An 18,980-nucleotide genomic window follows, 5' to 3' on the forward strand; every position below is an offset into this window, starting at 1 on the left:
AATCGCATTCCCCGCTGGGCGGGGCAGGCTATGCACCGCTTTAGGCGGTGTAGTAATTCCGTAATTCTTAATCGAATCAGTATTGTTCATTCTCACTCGGAAAATCCCGGCTCTTTACATCTGTTATATACTGCTGGGTAGCGTTCAGGATATCTTCATACAAATTCAGATAGCGGCGTAAAAAGCGGGGTTTAAACTCTTTGTTAATACCCAGCATATCGTGCATTACCAGCACCTGCCCATCCACATACTTGCCGGCGCCAATACCAATAATGGGTATTTGTACGGTTTCCGCTACTTTTTTGGCCAGCAGGGCGGGGATCTTTTCCAGCACTATGGCAAAACAGCCCGCGTTTTGCAGCAGCACAGCATCCTGCAGCAGCTTTTGCGCTTCTGCTTCTTCGGTAGCACGCACGGCGTAAGTGCCAAACTTGTAAATCGACTGGGGGGTAAGGCCCAGGTGGCCCATTACCGGCACCCCGGAAGATATAATACGTTTTACGGATTCAATGATCTCTTCACCACCTTCTATCTTAATACCATGCGCCCCTGTTTCTTTCATAATACGGATGGCAGAGCTTAAGGCTTCTTTGGAGTTACCCTGGTAAGAGCCAAAGGGAAGGTCTACTACTATAAAGGCGCGTTTAATAGCCCTTACCACGGAGGAGGCGTGGTAGATCATCTGGTCAAGCGTAATGGGCAGGGTAGTTTCGTGCCCGGCCATTACATTGGAGGCGGAATCGCCCACCAGTACCACATCTATGCCTGCATCGTCAAAAATCCCGGCCATGGAATAGTCATAAGCTGTGAGCATAGATATCTTCTCCCCATCTGCTTTCATCTTTTGCAGTATATGGGTGGTTACGCGTTTAACTTCCTTGTTTACAGACATTTGATAGCTGTTAATAATCAATAATTAATGTTCAGCGCAGATTCAGAGGCACAAATTTGGGGAATATATTGATCACTACAGCATTTTTTTTACGGGAGGTTACCGCTTATTTCGGCATATAAAGCCTGTATCAGGCCGTCGGCCAGGCCTATCTTAGGTACGTATATTTCAGTGGCATCGGCCCAGCGCATTACATTCACATAGATCTGCAGCGCCGGTACAATCACATCCGCACGGTCTTCCCGCAGGTTGTACAGGTGAATACGCTCTTCCACTGAAAAGCTGCTGAACTCTTTGTAATAATCTTTGAGGGTTTCCAGGGAAAGCGGCTTGCCTTCCTTGCGTTTGGAAAGGGAGAAGATCTTGTTAATGTTACCACCGGAGCCAATGGCCGTTACCGGGCCGTAGCCTTTCAGCTGCTGTTTCAGCGTATCCTTCATCAGCTGCCAGTGCGCTTCGGTTACCTGGCGCTGTAAGAGGCGGATGGTGCCTATGTTAACAGAGGTTTTAAATACCAGCTTGTTTTTGCTGAAAAAGGTAAGTTCTGTGCTGCCGCCGCCTACATCAATATACAGGTAGGATTGGGTGGTGGCCATATGTTCCGCCACATGGTTCTCGTAAATGAAAGAGGCTTCTTCCTCGCCGGTAATGATCTGTATATCTATGCCGGTTTCCTGTTTCACCTGCTTCATCAGCTCCGGACCATTGCTGGCGTCGCGCATGGCAGAGGTGGCGCAGGCCTTGAGGTATTTAACGCCATATACTTCCAGTAACAGCTTATAGGCCTTTACAGTATTTAACAGTTCGGCTGCTTTTGATTCGGAAATGGCGCCGGTGCTGAAAACGTCAAAGCCTAAACGCAACGGTACCCGTACCAGGTTCACCTTTATGAAATCCATTTCGCCATTGCTTTTAGGCGAGGCCTCTGATATCAGTAACCGTGCAGCATTGGAACCAATGTCGATAGCAGCAAGTTTCATGGATGCAATTTAAACAAAGTAAAAAGTAAAAAAGAAAAAAGAAAAAGCTGGAGTAACCTGCTGCATTAGTTTTACTTTTTGCCGTTTAATTTTTTACTGTTTATACCGGGTACTGTTTCTCGTGCAAATACTTATAGATCTCTATCTGGGAGCGTATTTTTTTACCGGATTGGTCGCGCTTGTATTCATTTTTCTGATCATTATCCAATATGCGGGCTTTTACGTTACCGCTGAGCTGTATGTTCATAATGTCTATCAGCTCCTGCTTGCTTACCGGGTCCTGGATGGGCACGGCAGCTTCCACGCGGTGGTCCAGGTTGCGCAGCATCCAGTCGCAGGAGGCAATGAACACCCTTTCCTGTCCGCCGTTATGGAAAATAAATACCCGGGCATGTTCCAGGTATTCATCAATGATGCTTACAGCCTGTATATCTTTCTTCCACTTTTTATTCTCCGTATAGGCGCAACAGATACCCCGTATCACCATCTTAATATCTACCCCTTCCTTAGCGGCCTCATATAATTTGGCTATCATTTCCGGGTCGGAGAGGGAGTTCATTTTAAGGATCATACGGGCCGGCTTTTTATGCCTGGCATTCTTGATCTCGCGGTCTATTAACCGTAAAAAGAACTGCCGCATGCTGTAGGGGCTTACCGGCAGGGTAGTACAGGTTTCCAGGAACTTTATATCATGGCGCGGATGTTCCAGGTAGGCGAAAATGCGGTTCACATCTGCCATTACATTCCGGTTGGCGGTCAGCAGGCAATGATCGCCATACACACGGGCCGTTTTTTCATTCAGGTTGCCGGTGCTCACAAAGCCGCATTGCACTATTTTAGTCCCGATCTTTTTCTTGATCACACATAGCTTGCTGTGCACTTTCATGCCGGGTATGCCTATCAGCACTTTTACCCCTTCATCCTCCAGCCGGGTTTTCCAGCGCAGGTTATCTTCTTCATTAAAGCGGGCACGCAGCTCCAGGGCCACGGTTACCTGCTTACCATTACGCACGGCATTCACCAATGCGTTCATGATCTTGGAATTGCGGGCCAGCCGGTAGGCGGTGATCTTAATGCTGGTAACATTGGGATCAATGGCGGCTTCACGCAGCAGGTCTATAATAGTATCAAAGGAATGATAGGGGAAGTGCAGCATTACATCCTGCTGCTGTATTACGTGCATTACGCTGGGCGCATTCACAAACAGCGGGTGTATGAATGTTTTGCGGTGGTGCAGCTGTTTGTTGGTGAACACTGCATCCGGAAAGTCCATAAAATCCTTAAAGTTATGGATCCTGGCGCCGGGTATCAGGTTATCTTTTTTGGAGAGGCCTAAACGGCGCATCAGGTATTCCAGCAGCAGGGGATCTATATCCTTATCATATACAAACCGCACGGGCTTGCCCTTGCGCCGGTCTTTAATACCTTTTTCCAGCTGGTGTATCAGGCTGGTGGCTACGTCGTTATCAATATCCAGCTCCGCGTCGCGGGTAACCTTTATAATATGCGATTCAAATTTATCGTATCCAAAATAAGAGAAGATGTTGGGCAGGGAAAAGCGCACCACATCTTCCAGCAGTATAATATCATGCTCGCCTTCTTTGGAGGGCAGTAAGATAAAGCGGGGCAGGATGGCGGTGGGTATTTCTATCAGCGCAAACTTCTGCCGTACCGAATTATCCTGCCGGGCCAGCACCACGGCAAGGTAAATAGATTTATCGCGCAGGAAAGGGAAGTGCTGGATACTTTCTATCATCAGCGGGATGATGTTGGTACGTACTTCCTCATCAAAATAGCTGAGCACAAATTTTTGCTGTTCCTTGTTCAGCTGCTTTTCTGTGCGGATGAATATTTTTTCGGCCCGCAGCTCTTCCTCAATCCCTTTCCAGATGCGGTCAAACTCACGTTGTTGCTGTATACCTATCTGCTGGATCTCATCCAGGATCTCATCGGGGTTTTCTTCCAGGTGCACTTTGGCCGATTTGCCAAAGGATAGCATGCGTTTAAGCGTGGCTACCCTTACACGGAAAAACTCATCCAGGTTATTGGAAAAAATGCCCAGAAAACGGATACGTTCGCGCAGCGGTACCGTGGGGTCGGCCGCTTCCTGCAATACACGGGCATTAAATGATAACCAGCTTACATCCCTGGCTATCATCTTCTTTTTAGGAAGGTGATCTTTTTTCTTGTTCAATTTCAGATCCGGTAAAATATCGGTAGCGGGTGTCATGTCGCCTGGCTCACTTTTCGTCAAACGCATAAAATAATTTTGCATTCAGGTGTTTCACAATAACCACAACAATACGGTTTTTGAGAAACAATTTCATGTTAAATCTAAGTTACAGCATTTTGTAAAACTTCCCCCAAATGTTATATAGCCAGCGGGGTTATTAAGCGGGCATGGGATTAACAGCAATGCACCAAATGTAAGGGTATTGCCTGCGTTTAATTTGCTGCAAACAGTTATTCCGGTAAATTTATTTTTTGATCTCTGCAGCTGCCGGCTGCGGGCTGCGGCTGTTATTCAGTACCGGTAATAAGATCAGGGAAAGAAAGCCTACTACCATTACCAGCAGCGTTTGGGCCAGCCATAGGATCCAGCCAAAAGCATAACCGGTAGTGGCATGTATGCCGTATAACAACAGGGTTTGCTGCACCAGCACCTGGTAAGCGCCAATACCACCCTGGGTAACGATCATGCCTATACTACCAAAACCCAGTACAGCCATGGCAGCTTTAAAACCTAAGTGTGAAGTTTCATCCAGGGTATAAAAACCGCAGTACAACATCGAGAAGTACAGCGTCCATATTAGCAGGGTATAGAACAGGAACCAGCCTTTGCGCTCCATTTTACCCACAGATAAAATGCCTTCCATTACGCCGCGGGCTAATGCGCGTACGGTAACAGCGGCTTTGGAACGGGCAAAACGTTTCAGGAAAATGTAAATGGCGGCTATCACTACTATTAGTATCACGGCCAGTATAAGCCATTGCGTGGGGCCGGCATTGGCAAATTTCTGCTGCAGCGGTACCCAGATGCGGGTAGTAAAGAACTGGCCTACCACATCTATCTGCACGGCTACTGTAATGATCATTAAAATAATGAGGCAGATGAGGTCTATGGCTCTTTCGGCTATCATGGTGCCTACCAGCTTATCGGCCGGTATCTTCTCATACCGGGCCAGTATACCGCAGCGGCTTACCTCCCCCAGGCGGGGCAGGGCCAGGTTAGCCAGGTAACCTACCATTACAGCAAAAAAGGTATTGAGTACGGAAGGGGAGTAGCCCAGTGGCTTTATAAGCAGCTTCCAGCGAACAGCGCGCGCCCAGTGGCTGGCAATGCCTATGATCATGGCCGGTAATACCAGCCAATAGTGTGCATTGCGGAAAGCTTCTTTAATATCTTCTACTTCTTTATCGGAGAGGTTTTTGGTAACCAGCCATATCAATAACACGCCTATGCCCAGGAAAACAACGATCTGGAGTAAACTTTTCAATCTCTTGGGCATACGTTGATATTAAATTAGTTCCTGTCTTACAATTTGTTACCTTCTTTAGGGAAAACAGCGAGGGGGGTATATTTTTTAGCTTCTTCAAAATCCATGGTAGCATAGGAAATAATGATCACCACATCGCCTACGGCGCATAAACGGGCAGCAGGTCCGTTCATACAGATCACCCCGGAATTGCGTTTGCCTTTGATAATATAGGTCTCCAGGCGTTCGCCATTATTCACGTTCACTACCTGCACCTTTTCATACTCAATCATATTGGCAGCCTCCATCAGATCTTCATCAATGGTAATACTGCCAACGTAGTTCAAGTTAGCTTCCGTTATCACAGCGCGGTGTATCTTACTTTTAAGTACTTCGATCTGCATAGTTTTAATTCAGCGACCGCAAAGCTACGGAAAAATGTGTGAATGTGCGGATATGCAAATGTGCAGATGTTACACGTGTTATATAATGCGATGTTATATAATATGGGCCGTGGTAAACGGTCAAAAATAGTACGTTCTTACATCTGCATATTATCTATCAGCCTTACCGGGCTGCCTTTCATCCGAGCTGCTACTACTGCATACATCGGGAGGTCAGTGACGGCCTGTTCGGGGGACAGGATAATGCCGTCGTCTTTAACGGCAATCACATCCAGGTAATCCATTTCAAATTTACTGGATTGCAACTGCAACCGGGCGGCAGCAAGTATGTCAGGCAGGGAGCCGCCTTTAGCCAGTCCGGTTTTAATATAGGAGAGGGCCTGGTACAAAGCCACTGCATTTTTACGTTCGTCAGGGCCCAGGCGCATATTACGGCTGCTCATGGCCAGCCCGTCCGGCTCGCGCAGGGTAGGGCAGATGACCATTTCCGCCGGGGAATCAATGAGTGGTAATAAGCGGGTCACCACCAGGCATTGCTGCAGGTCCTTTTGCCCCATAAACAGCTTGTGCGGCTGCACAATATCCAGCAGCTTGTGCACAATACGGCCTACTCCCTGGAAGTGGCCGGGGCGGTGGGCGCCTTCCAGCACGGTTTCCAGCGCGCCAAAATCATAGTGCGGCGCCGGGGCGCTCAGCCCTTCCGGGTACATTTCAGCTACTGCCGGCAGAAACAGCACATCTGTACCGGCCGCTATCAGCATTTGAATATCTTTCTCTATGGTAATAGGGTATTTTTCAAAGTCGGCCGGGTCATTAAACTGGGTAGGATTCACAAAAATACTGCAAACCGTAAGGCTGGTTTGCGCCTTTGCGGTGCGTATTAATGACAGGTGCCCTTCATGCAGGGCTCCCATAGTAGGTACAAAACCGATCGTTGCGCCTTGTTGTTTTGCGGTGTTGAGATAGTGCCGAAGCTCGTCTTTTTGTTTAAACAAGTACATTTTGTTGTGTATTATGCCGTATCAGTGCTATGGATATATATCAGTATTTCGTGGTATGTTAATAATGCAGTATAATGTTGGTTGTCACGTGTCTGACACAGGTTTGCGCGTGCGCGAAAACTACGGTAAAACCATTGTTTCTGCCACAAAACAATACTTAAAACGGTGTTAAAAGTGCCAATTTGTCCTTTTTTCTTTAAAAAATCCGTAATTTTGCAAGCCAAATTAAAAATTACTGCATTAATAATCAGCATTAAATGTCCACAAAGAAAAGAATTCTTTTTATTGCCCATGAGATGTCGCCATACCTGGAATTAACCGAGTATGCGAATATGGTCAATAAAATGGCAATTAAGTCCAATGAGGCGGGTCTGGAAGTACGGGTAATTATGCCAAGATTTGGTATTATTAATGAACGCCGGCATCGTTTGCATGAAGTGGTAAGGCTGTCAGGGATCAATATTGTGATAGATAACGATGATTATCCGCTGATCATTAAAGTGGCCTCTTTGCCAAGCGCCCGTTTGCAGGTGTATTTCCTGGACAATGAAGATTATTTCAAGCGCAAAGCCGTTTTCGCCGACGAAAACGAACAGTTTTATGACGATAATGCCGCCCGCGCCGTATTTTTCTGCAAGGGAGCATTGGAAACCGTGAAGAAATTTGGCTGGCCGCCGGACATCATTCATTGCAGTGGCTGGATGACGTCACTGATACCGATGTACCTGAAAACTGCCTACAAAAAAGAAGCGGTGTTTGCACACTCCAAAGTGGTGTACTCGCTGGAACCCAATGGTTTTAAGGAAAAACTCGGCCCCACTTTTGTAAAGAAGGCTACCATCAGTAACCTGATCAAGGAAAAGGATATTGAGCTGTATAAAGAAGGCACTAACGCTGCACTGAACCGCGGCGCCGCCAAATATGCCGATGCCGTAGTAGTAGCCGGCGACAAAGCCGATAAAAAACTGGTTGAAGAAATAAAGGGGGAAAAGGGTAAGATCATTCTTCCATATAAAAAAGACAACGAAGACCTGGCCGACTACCTGCAGCTGTATAACCAGCTGATGGGGAAGTAAATAAGTCCATAGTCCATGGTCCATAGTCCATGGATGTTTGCGTTATATTTTACGCTTCGGAGTAGGCCATGGACCATCGACTATGGACCATGGACAGTCAAAACCCACAAAACATCGCGCGTGAGAGTTATTATAAGGAACCTGGGACTGATAGCAGCTTTTTTTATTACCATGTATGCCGGATCCGGATGTAATGAAGCCACCATTTTAGGAAATGAGCTTATACCCGGTCAGGATTACGTAAACGGGATTGATACCACCCTCACAGGTATCATTACACAGAATATCTGGAAAACAGATTCCGCTGTATATACCGGTCAGGGTAACTATTCCAAGGTGCTGGGTTCTATTGTGGGCGATCCTTTATTTGGCCGTGCCCACGGCTTCGTATATACGCAAATGAGCCTGCCCAGTAATGCCTTCAGCTTTACCGGCACGGGTCAAACGCTGGATTCAATTGTACTGAGCATTGCCTACAGGGGCTTCTATGGCGATTCCATGGCCGCCCAAACCTTCAGGGTGTACCGCATGGCAGAGCCGGATTTTAAGATAGATTCCAACTACCGTTATTACCAGGCTTTAAAATACAATGCCGGTGAGCTGCTGGGTACCGCTACCGTGGTGCCGCGTACTTTAAAGGATTCTGTATCTGTTTACGGCACCAAAGAGGCGCCGCAGCTGCGCATCCGGTTAAGCACTGCGCTGGGTAACCAGTTCCTGCAGCAAACAGCTACCACCGGTTTCACCAACGATTCTTCCTTTTATGCTTTCCTGAAAGGGCTGGCTATTGTTCCGGATACCACGCTGGCTACCAACCGTACCATGCTGTACCTGAACCTGAACGATCCTGTGACCCGCATCCGCCTGTTCTACAAGAACTCGGAAAACGATTCACTGAGCGCCAGCTTTCCCTTTGCCGCCGGTTTTACCGCACATGCCAATTACTTTGTGCGTAACCATGCCGGCTCACAGGCAGCACAGTATATTAATACCAATACTCCGGCAGGGGATAGTATCATCTTCCTGGAAGATGCGCCGGGCCTGTTCACCAAAGTGACCATACCCAACCTGGAAAACTTCCCCAACGCGGTTATTAATAAGGCGGAGCTGGTAGTATCGGAAATTACACCCGCACCTTCAGATCTAAATGATATTTATTCTGCGCCGGATTTCCTATTTTTACAGCAGTACGTAAGCGGGGACACCACCAGACCCCTCATCGATTACGGAAACCCCAGTAGTCCTAACCAACCATATTTTGGTGGCGACAAAACAGTGGTAACCCTGTTTGGGGGGATGAAGTATACACAATACAAGTTTAACATTTCCAGGTATATGCAGCGTTTGTTGCGTAAACAGGAAACCAATACAAGCTTTAAGCTGGAGGCGCTTTCACCCAGGAATATTGATGTGCATCGTGTAAGAGCAGGCGGAGGCAACCACTCCCAGTTTAATCTGAAACTGAGGATCATTTATACGAAACTTTAAAACGAAACACGGATATTTTATGCCTTATTTATTTACGTCAGAATCTGTATCTGAAGGACATCCGGACAAAGTTGCCGATCAAATCTCCGATGCGCTGATCGATCATTTTCTTGCATACGATGCAAAGTCAAAGGTAGCCTGCGAAACACTGGTAACTACCGGTCAGGTAGTGCTGGCCGGTGAAGTAAAGTCAGACGCTTACCTGGATGTGCAGGACATTGCCCGTGAGGTGATCCGCAAGATCGGCTACACCAAGAGCGAGTATATGTTTGAAGCCAATAGCTGTGGTATCCTGTCAGCTATTCACGAACAGTCACCTGACATTAACCAGGGCGTAGACCGTAAGAATCCTGAAGAGCAGGGCGCCGGCGACCAGGGTATGATGTTTGGTTATGCCAGCCGCGAAACAGATAACTATATGCCCCTGGCCCTTGACCTGGCGCATAAGCTGCTGCTGGAGCTGGCTGCTGTACGCCGCGAGAATAAAGAGATCAAATACCTGCGTCCTGATGCCAAATCACAGGTAACTATTGAATATTCCGACGATAACAAACCGGTGCGTATAGACACCATCGTTATATCTACCCAGCACGATGATTTTGATAAGGACGAGCAGATGCTGGCCAAGATCAAGGAAGATATGATCAAGATTGTAGTACCCCGCGTAAAAGCCAAGCTGAAACCGGAGCTGCAAACCCTGTTCAACGACCAGATCACTTATCACATTAACCCTACCGGCAAGTTTGTAATAGGCGGCCCGCATGGTGATACCGGCTTAACCGGCCGTAAGATCATTGTGGATACCTATGGCGGTAAAGGTGCCCACGGTGGTGGCGCTTTCTCCGGTAAAGATCCTTCCAAGGTAGACCGTTCTGCCGCATATGCCACCCGCCACATAGCCAAGAACCTGGTAGCTGCCGGTTTGTGCGATGAGGTGCTGGTACAGGTATCTTACGCTATTGGTGTAGCTAAACCCTGCGGTTTGTACATCAATACCTATGGTACTGCAAAAGTGAACCTGAATGATGGTGATATTGCCCGCAAGGTAGAAGAGATCTTTGACCTGCGTCCTTACTCTATTGAGCAAAGGTTAAAGCTGCGTAATCCTATTTATAGCGAAACCGCTGCTTATGGCCACATGGGCCGCGATAGCCAGGTAGTGACCAAGGTGTTTAACAAAGGCAAACAAACAGAGAAGAAAGTAGAAGTGGAGCTGTTCACCTGGGAGAAACTGGATTATGTGGATAAGGTGAAACAAGCCTTCAGCTTATAATTAATAATTAAGATTAGTTCTTCAATAGAAAAAGTCCTGCATGTAACATGCAGGACTTTTCGTTTATAGTCAATGGTTGCAGTGATCCCATTTCGTGATCTAACTACACCACGATTATTAATTCTCAATTATTCATTATTAATTCTTCATCCCCTTCAACGTAGCCAGCGCCTCACTCACATGCTTCTCCGCATCCCGCATGGAGTTAAACTGGTGCACCACCACGCCGTTCTTATCCACCACATATGTTACCCGCCCGGGGAATACAAAGGTTTTGGGTACGCCAAATAGTTTCCGTACATCATTAGCCGTATCGCTTAGTAAGGTAAAAGGCAGCTGATGGTGTGCTGCAAATGCTTTGTGGGATTGCACCCCATCGTTACTGATCCCAATTACTTTCGCGCCGTACTGTTTAAACTGTTCAAACGCATCCCGGAAAGAACAGGCTTCCTTGGTACAGATGCTGGTTTCATCTTTCGGATAAAAGTAAATGACTAACGGCTGCTTGCCTAAGACCGTTGAAAGGTCAAATACATTTCCATCCTGGTCTTTTAACCGGAACACCGGCACTTTAGAGCCTACTTTTACCTGGGAGTGCGTAGAACAGCTGCCTGACAGCAGGATACCTGCCAGCAGCAGGCTGCTAAACATGAATTTTCTGAGTTGCATAAGCCATGTATTTAAGCTGTACGGCCGGTGAAGGCAGCACAACAGGTACAGGCAGCAAGTTAAAACAGAAAGTTGATACCGAACTGCAGATTGTCGAGTATATGTTGGCCAGCGAAGTTCAGCGAATGGGTATTGACCCCGTAGGCATCATCACTACTGGAATAACTATAGCTAACCAGTGGTCCAAAAGATGCCTGCAGCGAGATGTTGCTTTTGAGCCTGAACATAAGACCAGGGCTGTAGAAGGCGCCAAGGCCCCAGAATTTTGAGGATTCAGTATAAGTATCAAAATGTTTAATGCTTCTTGAATAATTACCGCTAATACCGAGATCATTAAAAATGGTGAACCGGCTTTGCCATAAAGGGACATCGTAACGAATAAAAGGGGCAAAGTAAAAGCTGTTGGTGTTACTTGTGTACGGATCGTTTGTAGTCGGGTTATTCTCATGTGCATACAGGTAGGAGAGATTAATCCCCAATGCTACATTCTTCTTAATATAATGCGCGTAAGTAACGGTTACCAAGGATTTGGTGGACTTATATTTTTCGCTATCATACCAGGTTCCGGAGCCATTTGTATTATTAAAGGCTAAGCTCCCCCCGATCAAATTCTTCTTAAATGGTTCCTGTTCCTGCGCCCGGGCATGGGATTGAACAAACAACAGGAGGGTTACCATACAAACTAACGTTAAAGTTCGCTGCATACTAAATGGGTTTTGAGTGAGTGAATATAGATTGATTAACAGCCAGCAATCTAATCAGTAAACATCTATTACATTGTTAAAGAATGTTATTTGTTTCCTTAGGGAATGTTAAAAAGTGTGAATGCGTTTTAATTATTATTTTTGGCCCTTAAACTTACAAGCATTGAAAACCATACTGAATGGAACGCAGTTGGCCATTACTATAGACCGGCTTTGCCACCAGCTCATAGAAACGCATCTGCACTTTGAGCATACGGTGCTGATAGGCTTGCAGCCCCGGGGTATCTACCTGTCAGACAGGATCCACCATACCCTGCAAAAGCTGCTGCCAGGCACCCCCATCCCTTATGGTAAGCTGGATATTACCTTTTACCGCGATGACTTTAACAAAGGCGCCGCTTTGCATGTGCCCAGTGAAACGGACATTAATTTTTCCATTGAGAATAAGCGGGTAGTGCTCATAGACGATGTGCTGTACACCGGCCGTACCATCCGCTCTGCACTGGATGCTATGCTGGATTTTGGCCGCCCGGCTACGGTGGAGCTGCTGGTATTAATAGACCGCCGCTTTACCCGTCAGCTGCCCATTCAGCCAGACTATACCGGCCGTACCATTGATGCCATTATCAGTGAAAAAGTACGGGTGCTCTGGCAGGAGCGCGACGGTAAAGATGAAGTGATCATACTGGAATAGTAAAAATTCGGTAGCCGGATTTTAATTTTCACCTGTATATTTGCACCTTAGAATGTCACTCTCCGTAAAACATCTACTCGGCATACGCGATCTGGAACGTCAGGATATAGAGCTTGTTTTTCAAACAGCTGATCAGTTTAAAGAGGTGTTACAACGCCCGATTAAGAAGGTTCCAACCTTGCGTGATACTACTATTGTCAATGTATTTTTTGAGAACTCCACGCGTACCCGCATCTCTTTTGAGCTGGCGGAAAAGCGCCTGGGCGCGGATGTGGTCAACTTCTCCGCTTCCGGTTCTTCAGTCTCTAAAGGCGAAACGCTGATAGATACCGTCAACAACATCCTGTCTATGAAGGTGGACATGGTGGTGATGCGGCACTCCGCCAGCGGCGCCCCGCACTTCCTGTCCAAACACATACAGGCGCCCATTGTAAATGCAGGCGATGGGATTAACGAACATCCCACGCAGGCTTTGCTGGATGCATTTTCCATCCGCGAAAAGCTGGGCAGCGTTACCGGTAAAAAAGTAGCCATCTGTGGCGATATTATGCACTCCCGTGTAGCCTTATCCAACATTTACTGCCTTAAAAAGCTGGGGGCAGAAGTAACGGTGGTAGGCCCGCCTACACTGATACCCAAGCACCTTGAAAAAGCTTTAGGCGTAAACGTTACCTATAACATCCGCGAAGCGCTGGCCTGGGCCGATGTAGCCAATGTGCTGCGCATTCAACTGGAAAGGCAGAACACCCCGCTGTTCTCCTCCCTGCGGGAATACTCCCTGGCATACGGCGTAAACCGCCGCCTGCTGGACAGCCTGCAGAAAGACATTGTGATCATGCACCCCGGGCCTATTAACCGCGGGGTAGAGCTCAGCTCCGATGTGGCGGATTCCGGTCAGTCTATCATCCTCAACCAGGTTGAGAACGGCGTGGCTATACGGATGGCGGTGCTGTACCTTTTAGCTGGTAAAAAAATGAACAATGAATAATTAACAATTAGTAATCGCAATGCAGTACTACACTTATTAACAATCACTGCGTAATATCAATGATCACTTTTACCACTGGCACAACGATTATTAATTATTCATTCTTCATTATTAATTAAAAGGAATGCGCACCGTACTTCTTCTCATCGTCTCCAACACTTTTATGACCTTTGCCTGGTACGGGCATCTCAAACACCAGGACATGGCCTTGTGGAAGGTGATCCTCATCAGCTGGGGCATTGCCTTTTTTGAATACTGTTTTATGGTGCCGGCCAACCGTTTGGGATCACAGGAAGGATTTAACGGTTTTCAGCTGAAAACCATCCAGGAGATCGTTACCCTGAGCGTGTTTTGCCTGTTTGCCGTGTTTTACCTGAAAGAGCCGTTGCGCTGGAATTACCTGGTTTCCTTTGTGTTTATACTGGCAGCCGTATACTTTATGTTTAAGAAGTGATCTCCACTCATCCCTTTATCGGTCCATTCTCACATTTGACGGCATACCACCGGTGCATTCGCACATTTAATGCTTATTTTTGACCATCTGAAAACCACGAATCAACAACATGCTTGTAAGGATCAGCTTATTACTTACCGCCCTGGCGGCCCAATTAACCGCATGGGCGCAGCCCTCGCCTGTGTTGAATGCCGCAGATATAAAATTACAGCTCCGTAAACTGGATACCCTGGGTAGCGTGTTATACATGGCCGCTCACCCGGATGATGAAAATACCCGCCTGCTGGGTTACCTGGCTAAGGAGAAATTATACCGCACCGGTTACCTGTCGCTTACCCGCGGCGATGGCGGGCAAAACCTGGTAGGGAATGAGCAGGGCGAGCTATTAGGCCTGATCCGTACCCAGGAGCTGCTGGCTGCCCGCCGGATAGATGGCGCAGAACAATTCTTTACCCGTGCGCAGGACTTCGGTTTTTCCAAGAACCCGCAGGAAACTTTTACTATATGGGACCGGGAAAAGATCCTGGCCGATGCGGTATGGGTGATCCGCCAGTTCCAGCCGGATGTGATCATTTGCCGTTTCCCGGCAGATAGCAGGGCAGGGCATGGGCACCATACCGGTTCCGCCATGCTGGCTGCAGAGGCTTTTACCGCAGCCGCAGATCCTAAACGTTTTCCGGAACAGTTGAAATACGTAAAACCCTGGCAGGCTAAACGCCTGTTATGGAATACCTTCAACTTTGGAGGGAACAATACCACGGCGCCCGATCAATATAAAATAGATGTAGGCGCATTCAACGTACTACTGGGCAGGGGATATGGGGAAATAGCCGCCGAAAGCCGCTCCCAGCATAAGAGCCAGGGTTTTGGCGTAGCAGCCTCCCGTGGCAGCTCCCTGGAATACTTTACCACTATTCAGGGTGATGCCCCTAAACAAAGCCTGATGGATGGTGTTAACACCTCCTGGGAACGTGTACCCGGCGGCGGTAAGGCCATCGGGGAAATGGTAGATAAAGTGATTGCCAGTTACCAGGTAGAAGATCCCGCAGCATCCGTACCCGCGCTGCTGGCTATACGAAAAGCCATTACCGCCTTACCGGATAGCTACTGGAAAACGCAGAAGCTGAAAGAAACAGAACAGCTGGTGCTGGCCTGCGCCGGTTTATGGATGGAGGCTTACAGCACCACCGCCGAAACAGTGCCCGGGCAGCCATTACAGGCCAGCGTGCAGCTGATCAATAACAGCCATGTACCGGTACGCCTGCAAAGCATTCAGCTGCAGGATAAGGATACCACTTTAAATAAACAGCTGGAATTTGACCAGTTTGTGAGCATTCCTCAAATGATCACTGTACCGGCTAATACCGCTTTATCACAGCCTTACTGGCTGGCTGCACCGCACCCGCTGGGGATGTACATGATAGCCGATCAGCAGCTGGTAGGGCGCCCCGAAAATATACCCGCCCTGCAGGCTGCCATTCATTTGGAAATTGACGGGCAGGCCTTTACAGTACAACGCCCGCTGCAATACAAACATACCGATCCTGTAAAGGGAGAGGTGTATGAGCCGCTGGTAATAGCGCCCCCTGTGTTAGCTAACCTGAATAACCAGGTGTTCATTTTCACAGAACCGCAGGCACAGCCGGTAACGGTAAAGCTGAAAGCTATGGCAGATGGTACTACCGGTACGGTACAACTACAGGTGCCCGGTGGTTTTAAAGCCAGTCCGGAACAGCAGTCCTTTACCCTTAACCATAAAGGCGATGAAACGGAAGTGCTGTTTAACCTGGTACCGGTACAAATGAATGGGAATAGCAGCCGGGTAGATACGTTTAACGTAGCTGCTACAGTAAACGGTCACGTATATACGCAAAGCCTGCAAACTATTCACTACGATCATATTCCGCCCATAACCCTGTTCCCACCGGCAGCAGCGCGGGTAGTAAGCCTGCGTTTAAAACACAATGGCAACAAGCTGGGATATATTGCCGGCGCCGGCGACCTGGTGGCCGCTTCCCTGCAGCAGGTAGGTTATGAAGTAACCCTGCTGGATGAAAAAGATATAATGGGCGGGCGCCTGCAGCAATACGATGCTATTATTGCCGGCGTACGCGCCTACAATACCAATGAACGCTTAAAATACTGGCAGCCCCGCTTAATGGAATATGTTAAGAACGGCGGCACCCTGCTGGTGCAGTACAATACCGTAGGGCCGCTGGTTACCAGCCAGCTGGGGCCATATCCGTTTAGCCTTTCCCGTGGCGACCGGGTTACAGATGAAAATGCAAAAGTTACCTGGCTGCAGCCGAACGATGAAGTAATGCATTATCCCAACGAGATCACGCAGCAGGACTTTGACGGCTGGGTGCAGGAGCGGGGTTTATACTTTACAGTAAATGCAGCTTCTGAATACCGCAGGCTGTTTGCCATGAACGATAAAGGGGAGCAGCCACTGGATGGCAGCACCCTGGTAGCTAATTATGGTAAGGGCAGATATGTGTACACGTCCCTGGCCTTTTTCCGTGAGCTGCCGGCCGGTGTACCCGGTGCATACCGTTTATTTGTAAATCTTATTTCGGCAAAAAAGTAGTATGAGTAAAAAGCACGAGGAAAACCGCCCCCGCCTTACGATTGCCGCCGGTTTGTGTATTGCACTGGGCCTTATTATAGGCATTGTGATCAAACGTGTGCAGGTAGGCCTGTTCATTGGTTTGGCGCTGGGGCTTTTAGGGGGAGGATTGTTGAGAAGAAGATAGATTCAATTACGAATTATTCAATTACGAATTACGAATAGGGGAAAGGCTGCATAAAGGAGGGCTTGTAATTTGTACATGAAGTTCGTAATGCTGCTATACTGTTTAAATTATCATTAGAAATGAAATAGCTAAGGAAGTCTTCTTAATTCAATTATGAATTACACGCAAAGGAAACCATGTCATGAACATAACATAAGCCATTCGTAATTCGTAATTGAATAATTCGTAATTCACCTGTAATTCCTGTTCATGGAAAATGAAAAGCCACCTTTATTCAGGGCATGGTGGATCTGGTACCTGTTGGTGACTGTTTGGCTGGCTGTACTGATCCTGTTATTCTTTTTATTCACCAAAACATTCTCATGAGTGTACTGGATTGGATAGTCCTATCCGCAACTTTAGCTGTAATTATTTTATACGGTGTATGGAAAAGCCGGGGGCAAAAGAACATCCACGGCTACTTCCTGGGTAACCAGTCTATGCCCTGGTACATTGTATTATTGTCCATTATTGGTACGCAGGCCAGCGCTGTTACTTTTATCTCTGCTCCCGGTCAGGCCTATACGGACGGGATGCGTTTTGTGCAATATTACTTTGGCCTGCCGCTGGCCATGGTGGTGCTGTGCATCACCTTTGTGCCCATTTTCCATAAGCTGAAGGTATTTACCGCTTATGAGTTCCTGGAGCAGCGGTTTGATCTTAAAACGCGCACCCTAACCTCCATTTTGTTCCTGGTGCAAAGGGCCCTTTCCACGGGCATCAGTATTTATGCGCCATCCATCATCCTCAGCAGCCTGCTGGGCTGGAATATTTACTGGACCAATATTGTAATGGGCGGAGTGCTCATTATTTATACCATGTCAGGTGGCACAAAGGCCGTTAGCTATACACAAACGCTGCAGCTGGCAATTGTATTCACCGGTATGTTCCTGGCCGGCTGGATGGTGGTGCATTTGCTGCCAAAGGATATTGGCTTCAGCGATGCATTGCATGTAGCCGGTAAAATGGACCGCCTGAATGTGGTGGTGACTGATTTTGACTGGAAAGACCGCTACAACATATGGAGCGGTGTAATAGGCGGGTTTTTCCTGGCGCTATCCTACTTTGGTACCGATCAGTCGCAGGTAGGGCGCTACCTCACCGCGCGTTCTGTTACTGAAAGCCGGCTGGGATTACTTATGAACGGGCTGGTGAAAGTGCCCATGCAATTCCTGATACTGCTCATAGGCGCGCTGGTATTTGTGTTTTACCTGTATTTCCGTTCGCCCATTTTCTTTAATGAAGCACAGCTGAGTAAAACCTATCAATCCGAACAGGGGCCTGCGCTCAAAAACCTTGAGGCTCACTATAATGAGCTTTCTGCCGTTAAGCAACAGCAGGTGAAAGCCCTGGCCGATGCTTTAGCCGCTAAGGATCAGAACACGGTACGCACCACCCAGCGTGACTTACAGGCTACGGAATCTGCGGCTGCCAGCCTGCGGGAACAAGCCGTTAAGCTGATCAAAAAAGCCGACCCTGCGGCGGATGATAATGATACCAACTATATTTTCCTGCACTTTGTGGTACATAACCTGCCAAAGGGATTGGTAGGCTTGCTGATCGCCATTATTTTCCTGGCCTCCTGGGGCAGTGTGGCAGCGGCGTTAAATTCGCTGGCATCCACCACCGTGGTAGATGTATATAAACGTATGGTGAACAAAGAGGATTCGGATGAGCACTACCTGAAAGTATCCAAATGGTGGACACTGATCTGGGGTGTTTTCTGCATAGCGGTAGCACAGTTTGCCAGCCAGCTGGGAAGCTTAATAGAAGCGGTGAATGTATTAGGCTCCCTGTTCTACGGGGTAATACTGGGCATTTTTATGATCGCCTTTTATATTAAGCGCTTAGGAGGCACGGCCACATTCTGGAGCGCAATTATTTCAGAAGCATTGATCATCACCATTTATAAATGGGACATTGTATCCTTCCTGTGGCTGAACGTAATAGGCTGCGGGCTGGTAATAGTGCTGGCCTTTTTGATCCACTGGTCGTTACGAAGTAAAAAAGTAAAAGTTAAAAATTAAAAACTTAATGCCGCGAAGCCTGTGCCAATGCAGGAGTTTACGTCGCCGTTTTCCCGCTT

The 18,980-nt window shown here is 47.7% G+C and carries 17 protein-coding genes; 9 read left to right on the forward strand and 8 right to left on the reverse strand.

The features are described from left to right. Nucleotides 1–76 precede the first annotated feature (76 nt). The 6 genes from panB to panC all read right to left on the reverse strand — a co-directional run bounded on the left by panB (nucleotide 77) and on the right by panC (nucleotide 6,753). On the reverse strand, nucleotides 77–892 hold the full coding sequence (panB, locus tag BMZ54_RS21260; protein WP_089917024.1) for a 3-methyl-2-oxobutanoate hydroxymethyltransferase: 816 nt from the start codon (nucleotides 890–892) through the stop codon (nucleotides 77–79). A gap of 89 nt (nucleotides 893–981) precedes the next feature. Beyond that, nucleotides 982–1,872 (reverse strand): Ppx/GppA phosphatase family protein, encoded by an 891-nt coding sequence (locus tag BMZ54_RS21265; protein WP_089917027.1) that lies wholly within the window; start codon nucleotides 1,870–1,872, stop codon nucleotides 982–984. Between the two features lie 100 nt (nucleotides 1,873–1,972). Continuing rightward, nucleotides 1,973–4,132, reverse strand: coding sequence for a polyphosphate kinase 1 (gene ppk1, locus BMZ54_RS21270; RefSeq protein WP_089917154.1), 2,160 nt, complete (start codon nucleotides 4,130–4,132; stop codon nucleotides 1,973–1,975). 217 nt (nucleotides 4,133–4,349) lie between these two features. Next, nucleotides 4,350–5,381: a lysylphosphatidylglycerol synthase transmembrane domain-containing protein gene (locus BMZ54_RS21275; RefSeq protein ID WP_089917030.1), complete on the reverse strand. Its 1,032-nt coding sequence runs from the start codon at nucleotides 5,379–5,381 to the stop codon at nucleotides 4,350–4,352. Between the two features lie 26 nt (nucleotides 5,382–5,407). Further along, nucleotides 5,408–5,752 carry an aspartate 1-decarboxylase gene (gene panD / locus BMZ54_RS21280; RefSeq protein WP_089917033.1) on the reverse strand — a complete coding sequence of 115 codons (345 nt, stop codon included), beginning with the start codon at nucleotides 5,750–5,752 and terminating at the stop codon, nucleotides 5,408–5,410. Nucleotides 5,753–5,889: 137 nt separating this feature from the next. Further along, nucleotides 5,890–6,753 (reverse strand): pantoate--beta-alanine ligase, encoded by an 864-nt coding sequence (gene panC / locus BMZ54_RS21285; protein ID WP_089917035.1) that lies wholly within the window; start codon nucleotides 6,751–6,753, stop codon nucleotides 5,890–5,892. 257 nt (nucleotides 6,754–7,010) lie between these two features. Between panC and BMZ54_RS21295 the strand changes: the two genes are divergently transcribed. The 3 genes from BMZ54_RS21295 (at nucleotide 7,011) to metK (ending at nucleotide 10,590) form a co-directional block, all read left to right on the forward strand. Next, nucleotides 7,011–7,829, forward strand: a complete 819-nt coding sequence (locus BMZ54_RS21295; RefSeq protein WP_089917041.1) for a glycogen/starch synthase — start codon at nucleotides 7,011–7,013, stop codon at nucleotides 7,827–7,829. A 120-nt stretch (nucleotides 7,830–7,949) separates the two neighbouring features. Continuing rightward, a complete protein-coding gene (locus BMZ54_RS21300; RefSeq protein WP_162277634.1) occupies nucleotides 7,950–9,317 on the forward strand; it encodes a DUF4270 family protein in 1,368 nt (455 codons plus the stop codon). Nucleotides 9,318–9,336: 19 nt separating this feature from the next. Beyond that, complete coding sequence (metK, locus tag BMZ54_RS21305; RefSeq protein ID WP_089917047.1) at nucleotides 9,337–10,590, forward strand: methionine adenosyltransferase; 1,254 nt, start codon at nucleotides 9,337–9,339, stop codon at nucleotides 10,588–10,590. Nucleotides 10,591–10,728: 138 nt separating this feature from the next. On the opposite strand, the gene BMZ54_RS21310 is transcribed toward metK, so the two are convergent. Then, nucleotides 10,729–11,259: a peroxiredoxin gene (locus BMZ54_RS21310; protein WP_238386641.1), complete on the reverse strand. Its 531-nt coding sequence runs from the start codon at nucleotides 11,257–11,259 to the stop codon at nucleotides 10,729–10,731. 59 nt (nucleotides 11,260–11,318) lie between these two features. Further along, nucleotides 11,319–11,963 carry an outer membrane beta-barrel protein gene (locus BMZ54_RS21315; protein ID WP_089917053.1) on the reverse strand — a complete coding sequence of 215 codons (645 nt, stop codon included), beginning with the start codon at nucleotides 11,961–11,963 and terminating at the stop codon, nucleotides 11,319–11,321. 163 nt (nucleotides 11,964–12,126) lie between these two features. Between BMZ54_RS21315 and pyrR the strand changes: the two genes are divergently transcribed. The 6 genes from pyrR (at nucleotide 12,127) to BMZ54_RS21340 (ending at nucleotide 18,921) form a co-directional block, all read left to right on the forward strand. Further along, entirely contained in the window at nucleotides 12,127–12,657 is a 531-nt protein-coding gene (pyrR, locus tag BMZ54_RS21320; protein ID WP_089917158.1) for a bifunctional pyr operon transcriptional regulator/uracil phosphoribosyltransferase PyrR, read from the forward strand. Nucleotides 12,658–12,709: 52 nt separating this feature from the next. Beyond that, on the forward strand, nucleotides 12,710–13,645 hold the full coding sequence (locus tag BMZ54_RS21325) for an aspartate carbamoyltransferase catalytic subunit (RefSeq protein ID WP_089917056.1): 936 nt from the start codon (nucleotides 12,710–12,712) through the stop codon (nucleotides 13,643–13,645). Nucleotides 13,646–13,769: 124 nt separating this feature from the next. Beyond that, on the forward strand, nucleotides 13,770–14,099 hold the full coding sequence (locus tag BMZ54_RS21330; protein WP_089917059.1) for a DMT family protein: 330 nt from the start codon (nucleotides 13,770–13,772) through the stop codon (nucleotides 14,097–14,099). A 109-nt stretch (nucleotides 14,100–14,208) separates the two neighbouring features. Continuing rightward, nucleotides 14,209–16,689, forward strand: a complete 2,481-nt coding sequence (locus BMZ54_RS21335) for a PIG-L family deacetylase (RefSeq protein ID WP_089917063.1) — start codon at nucleotides 14,209–14,211, stop codon at nucleotides 16,687–16,689. A gap of 1 nt (nucleotide 16,690) precedes the next feature. Beyond that, on the forward strand, nucleotides 16,691–16,855 hold the full coding sequence (locus tag BMZ54_RS32980; protein WP_156093023.1) for a hypothetical protein: 165 nt from the start codon (nucleotides 16,691–16,693) through the stop codon (nucleotides 16,853–16,855). A 362-nt stretch (nucleotides 16,856–17,217) separates the two neighbouring features. After that, nucleotides 17,218–18,921, forward strand: coding sequence for a sodium:solute symporter family protein (locus tag BMZ54_RS21340; RefSeq protein WP_089917066.1), 1,704 nt, complete (start codon nucleotides 17,218–17,220; stop codon nucleotides 18,919–18,921). Nucleotides 18,922–18,980 lie beyond the last annotated feature (59 nt).

Source organism: Chitinophaga rupis, assembly GCF_900109685.1.
Taxonomy (GTDB): domain Bacteria; phylum Bacteroidota; class Bacteroidia; order Chitinophagales; family Chitinophagaceae; genus Chitinophaga; species Chitinophaga rupis.

Coding starts and splice junctions, on each gene's coding strand:
- panB (WP_089917024.1), bottom strand. CDS start 892: ATGTCTGTAAACAAGGAAGTTAAACGCGTAACCACCCATATACTGCAA.
- BMZ54_RS21265 (WP_089917027.1), bottom strand. CDS start 1,872: ATGAAACTTGCTGCTATCGACATTGGTTCCAATGCTGCACGGTTACTG.
- ppk1 (WP_089917154.1), bottom strand. CDS start 4,132: ATGCGTTTGACGAAAAGTGAGCCAGGCGACATGACACCCGCTACCGAT.
- BMZ54_RS21275 (WP_089917030.1), bottom strand. CDS start 5,381: ATGCCCAAGAGATTGAAAAGTTTACTCCAGATCGTTGTTTTCCTGGGC.
- panD (WP_089917033.1), bottom strand. CDS start 5,752: ATGCAGATCGAAGTACTTAAAAGTAAGATACACCGCGCTGTGATAACG.
- panC (WP_089917035.1), bottom strand. CDS start 6,753: ATGTACTTGTTTAAACAAAAAGACGAGCTTCGGCACTATCTCAACACC.
- BMZ54_RS21295 (WP_089917041.1), top strand. CDS start 7,011: ATGTCCACAAAGAAAAGAATTCTTTTTATTGCCCATGAGATGTCGCCA.
- metK (WP_089917047.1), top strand. CDS start 9,337: ATGCCTTATTTATTTACGTCAGAATCTGTATCTGAAGGACATCCGGAC.
- BMZ54_RS21310 (WP_238386641.1), bottom strand. CDS start 11,259: ATGCAACTCAGAAAATTCATGTTTAGCAGCCTGCTGCTGGCAGGTATC.
- BMZ54_RS21315 (WP_089917053.1), bottom strand. CDS start 11,963: ATGCAGCGAACTTTAACGTTAGTTTGTATGGTAACCCTCCTGTTGTTT.
- BMZ54_RS21325 (WP_089917056.1), top strand. CDS start 12,710: ATGTCACTCTCCGTAAAACATCTACTCGGCATACGCGATCTGGAACGT.
- BMZ54_RS21330 (WP_089917059.1), top strand. CDS start 13,770: ATGCGCACCGTACTTCTTCTCATCGTCTCCAACACTTTTATGACCTTT.
- BMZ54_RS21335 (WP_089917063.1), top strand. CDS start 14,209: ATGCTTGTAAGGATCAGCTTATTACTTACCGCCCTGGCGGCCCAATTA.
- BMZ54_RS32980 (WP_156093023.1), top strand. CDS start 16,691: ATGAGTAAAAAGCACGAGGAAAACCGCCCCCGCCTTACGATTGCCGCC.
- BMZ54_RS21340 (WP_089917066.1), top strand. CDS start 17,218: ATGAGTGTACTGGATTGGATAGTCCTATCCGCAACTTTAGCTGTAATT.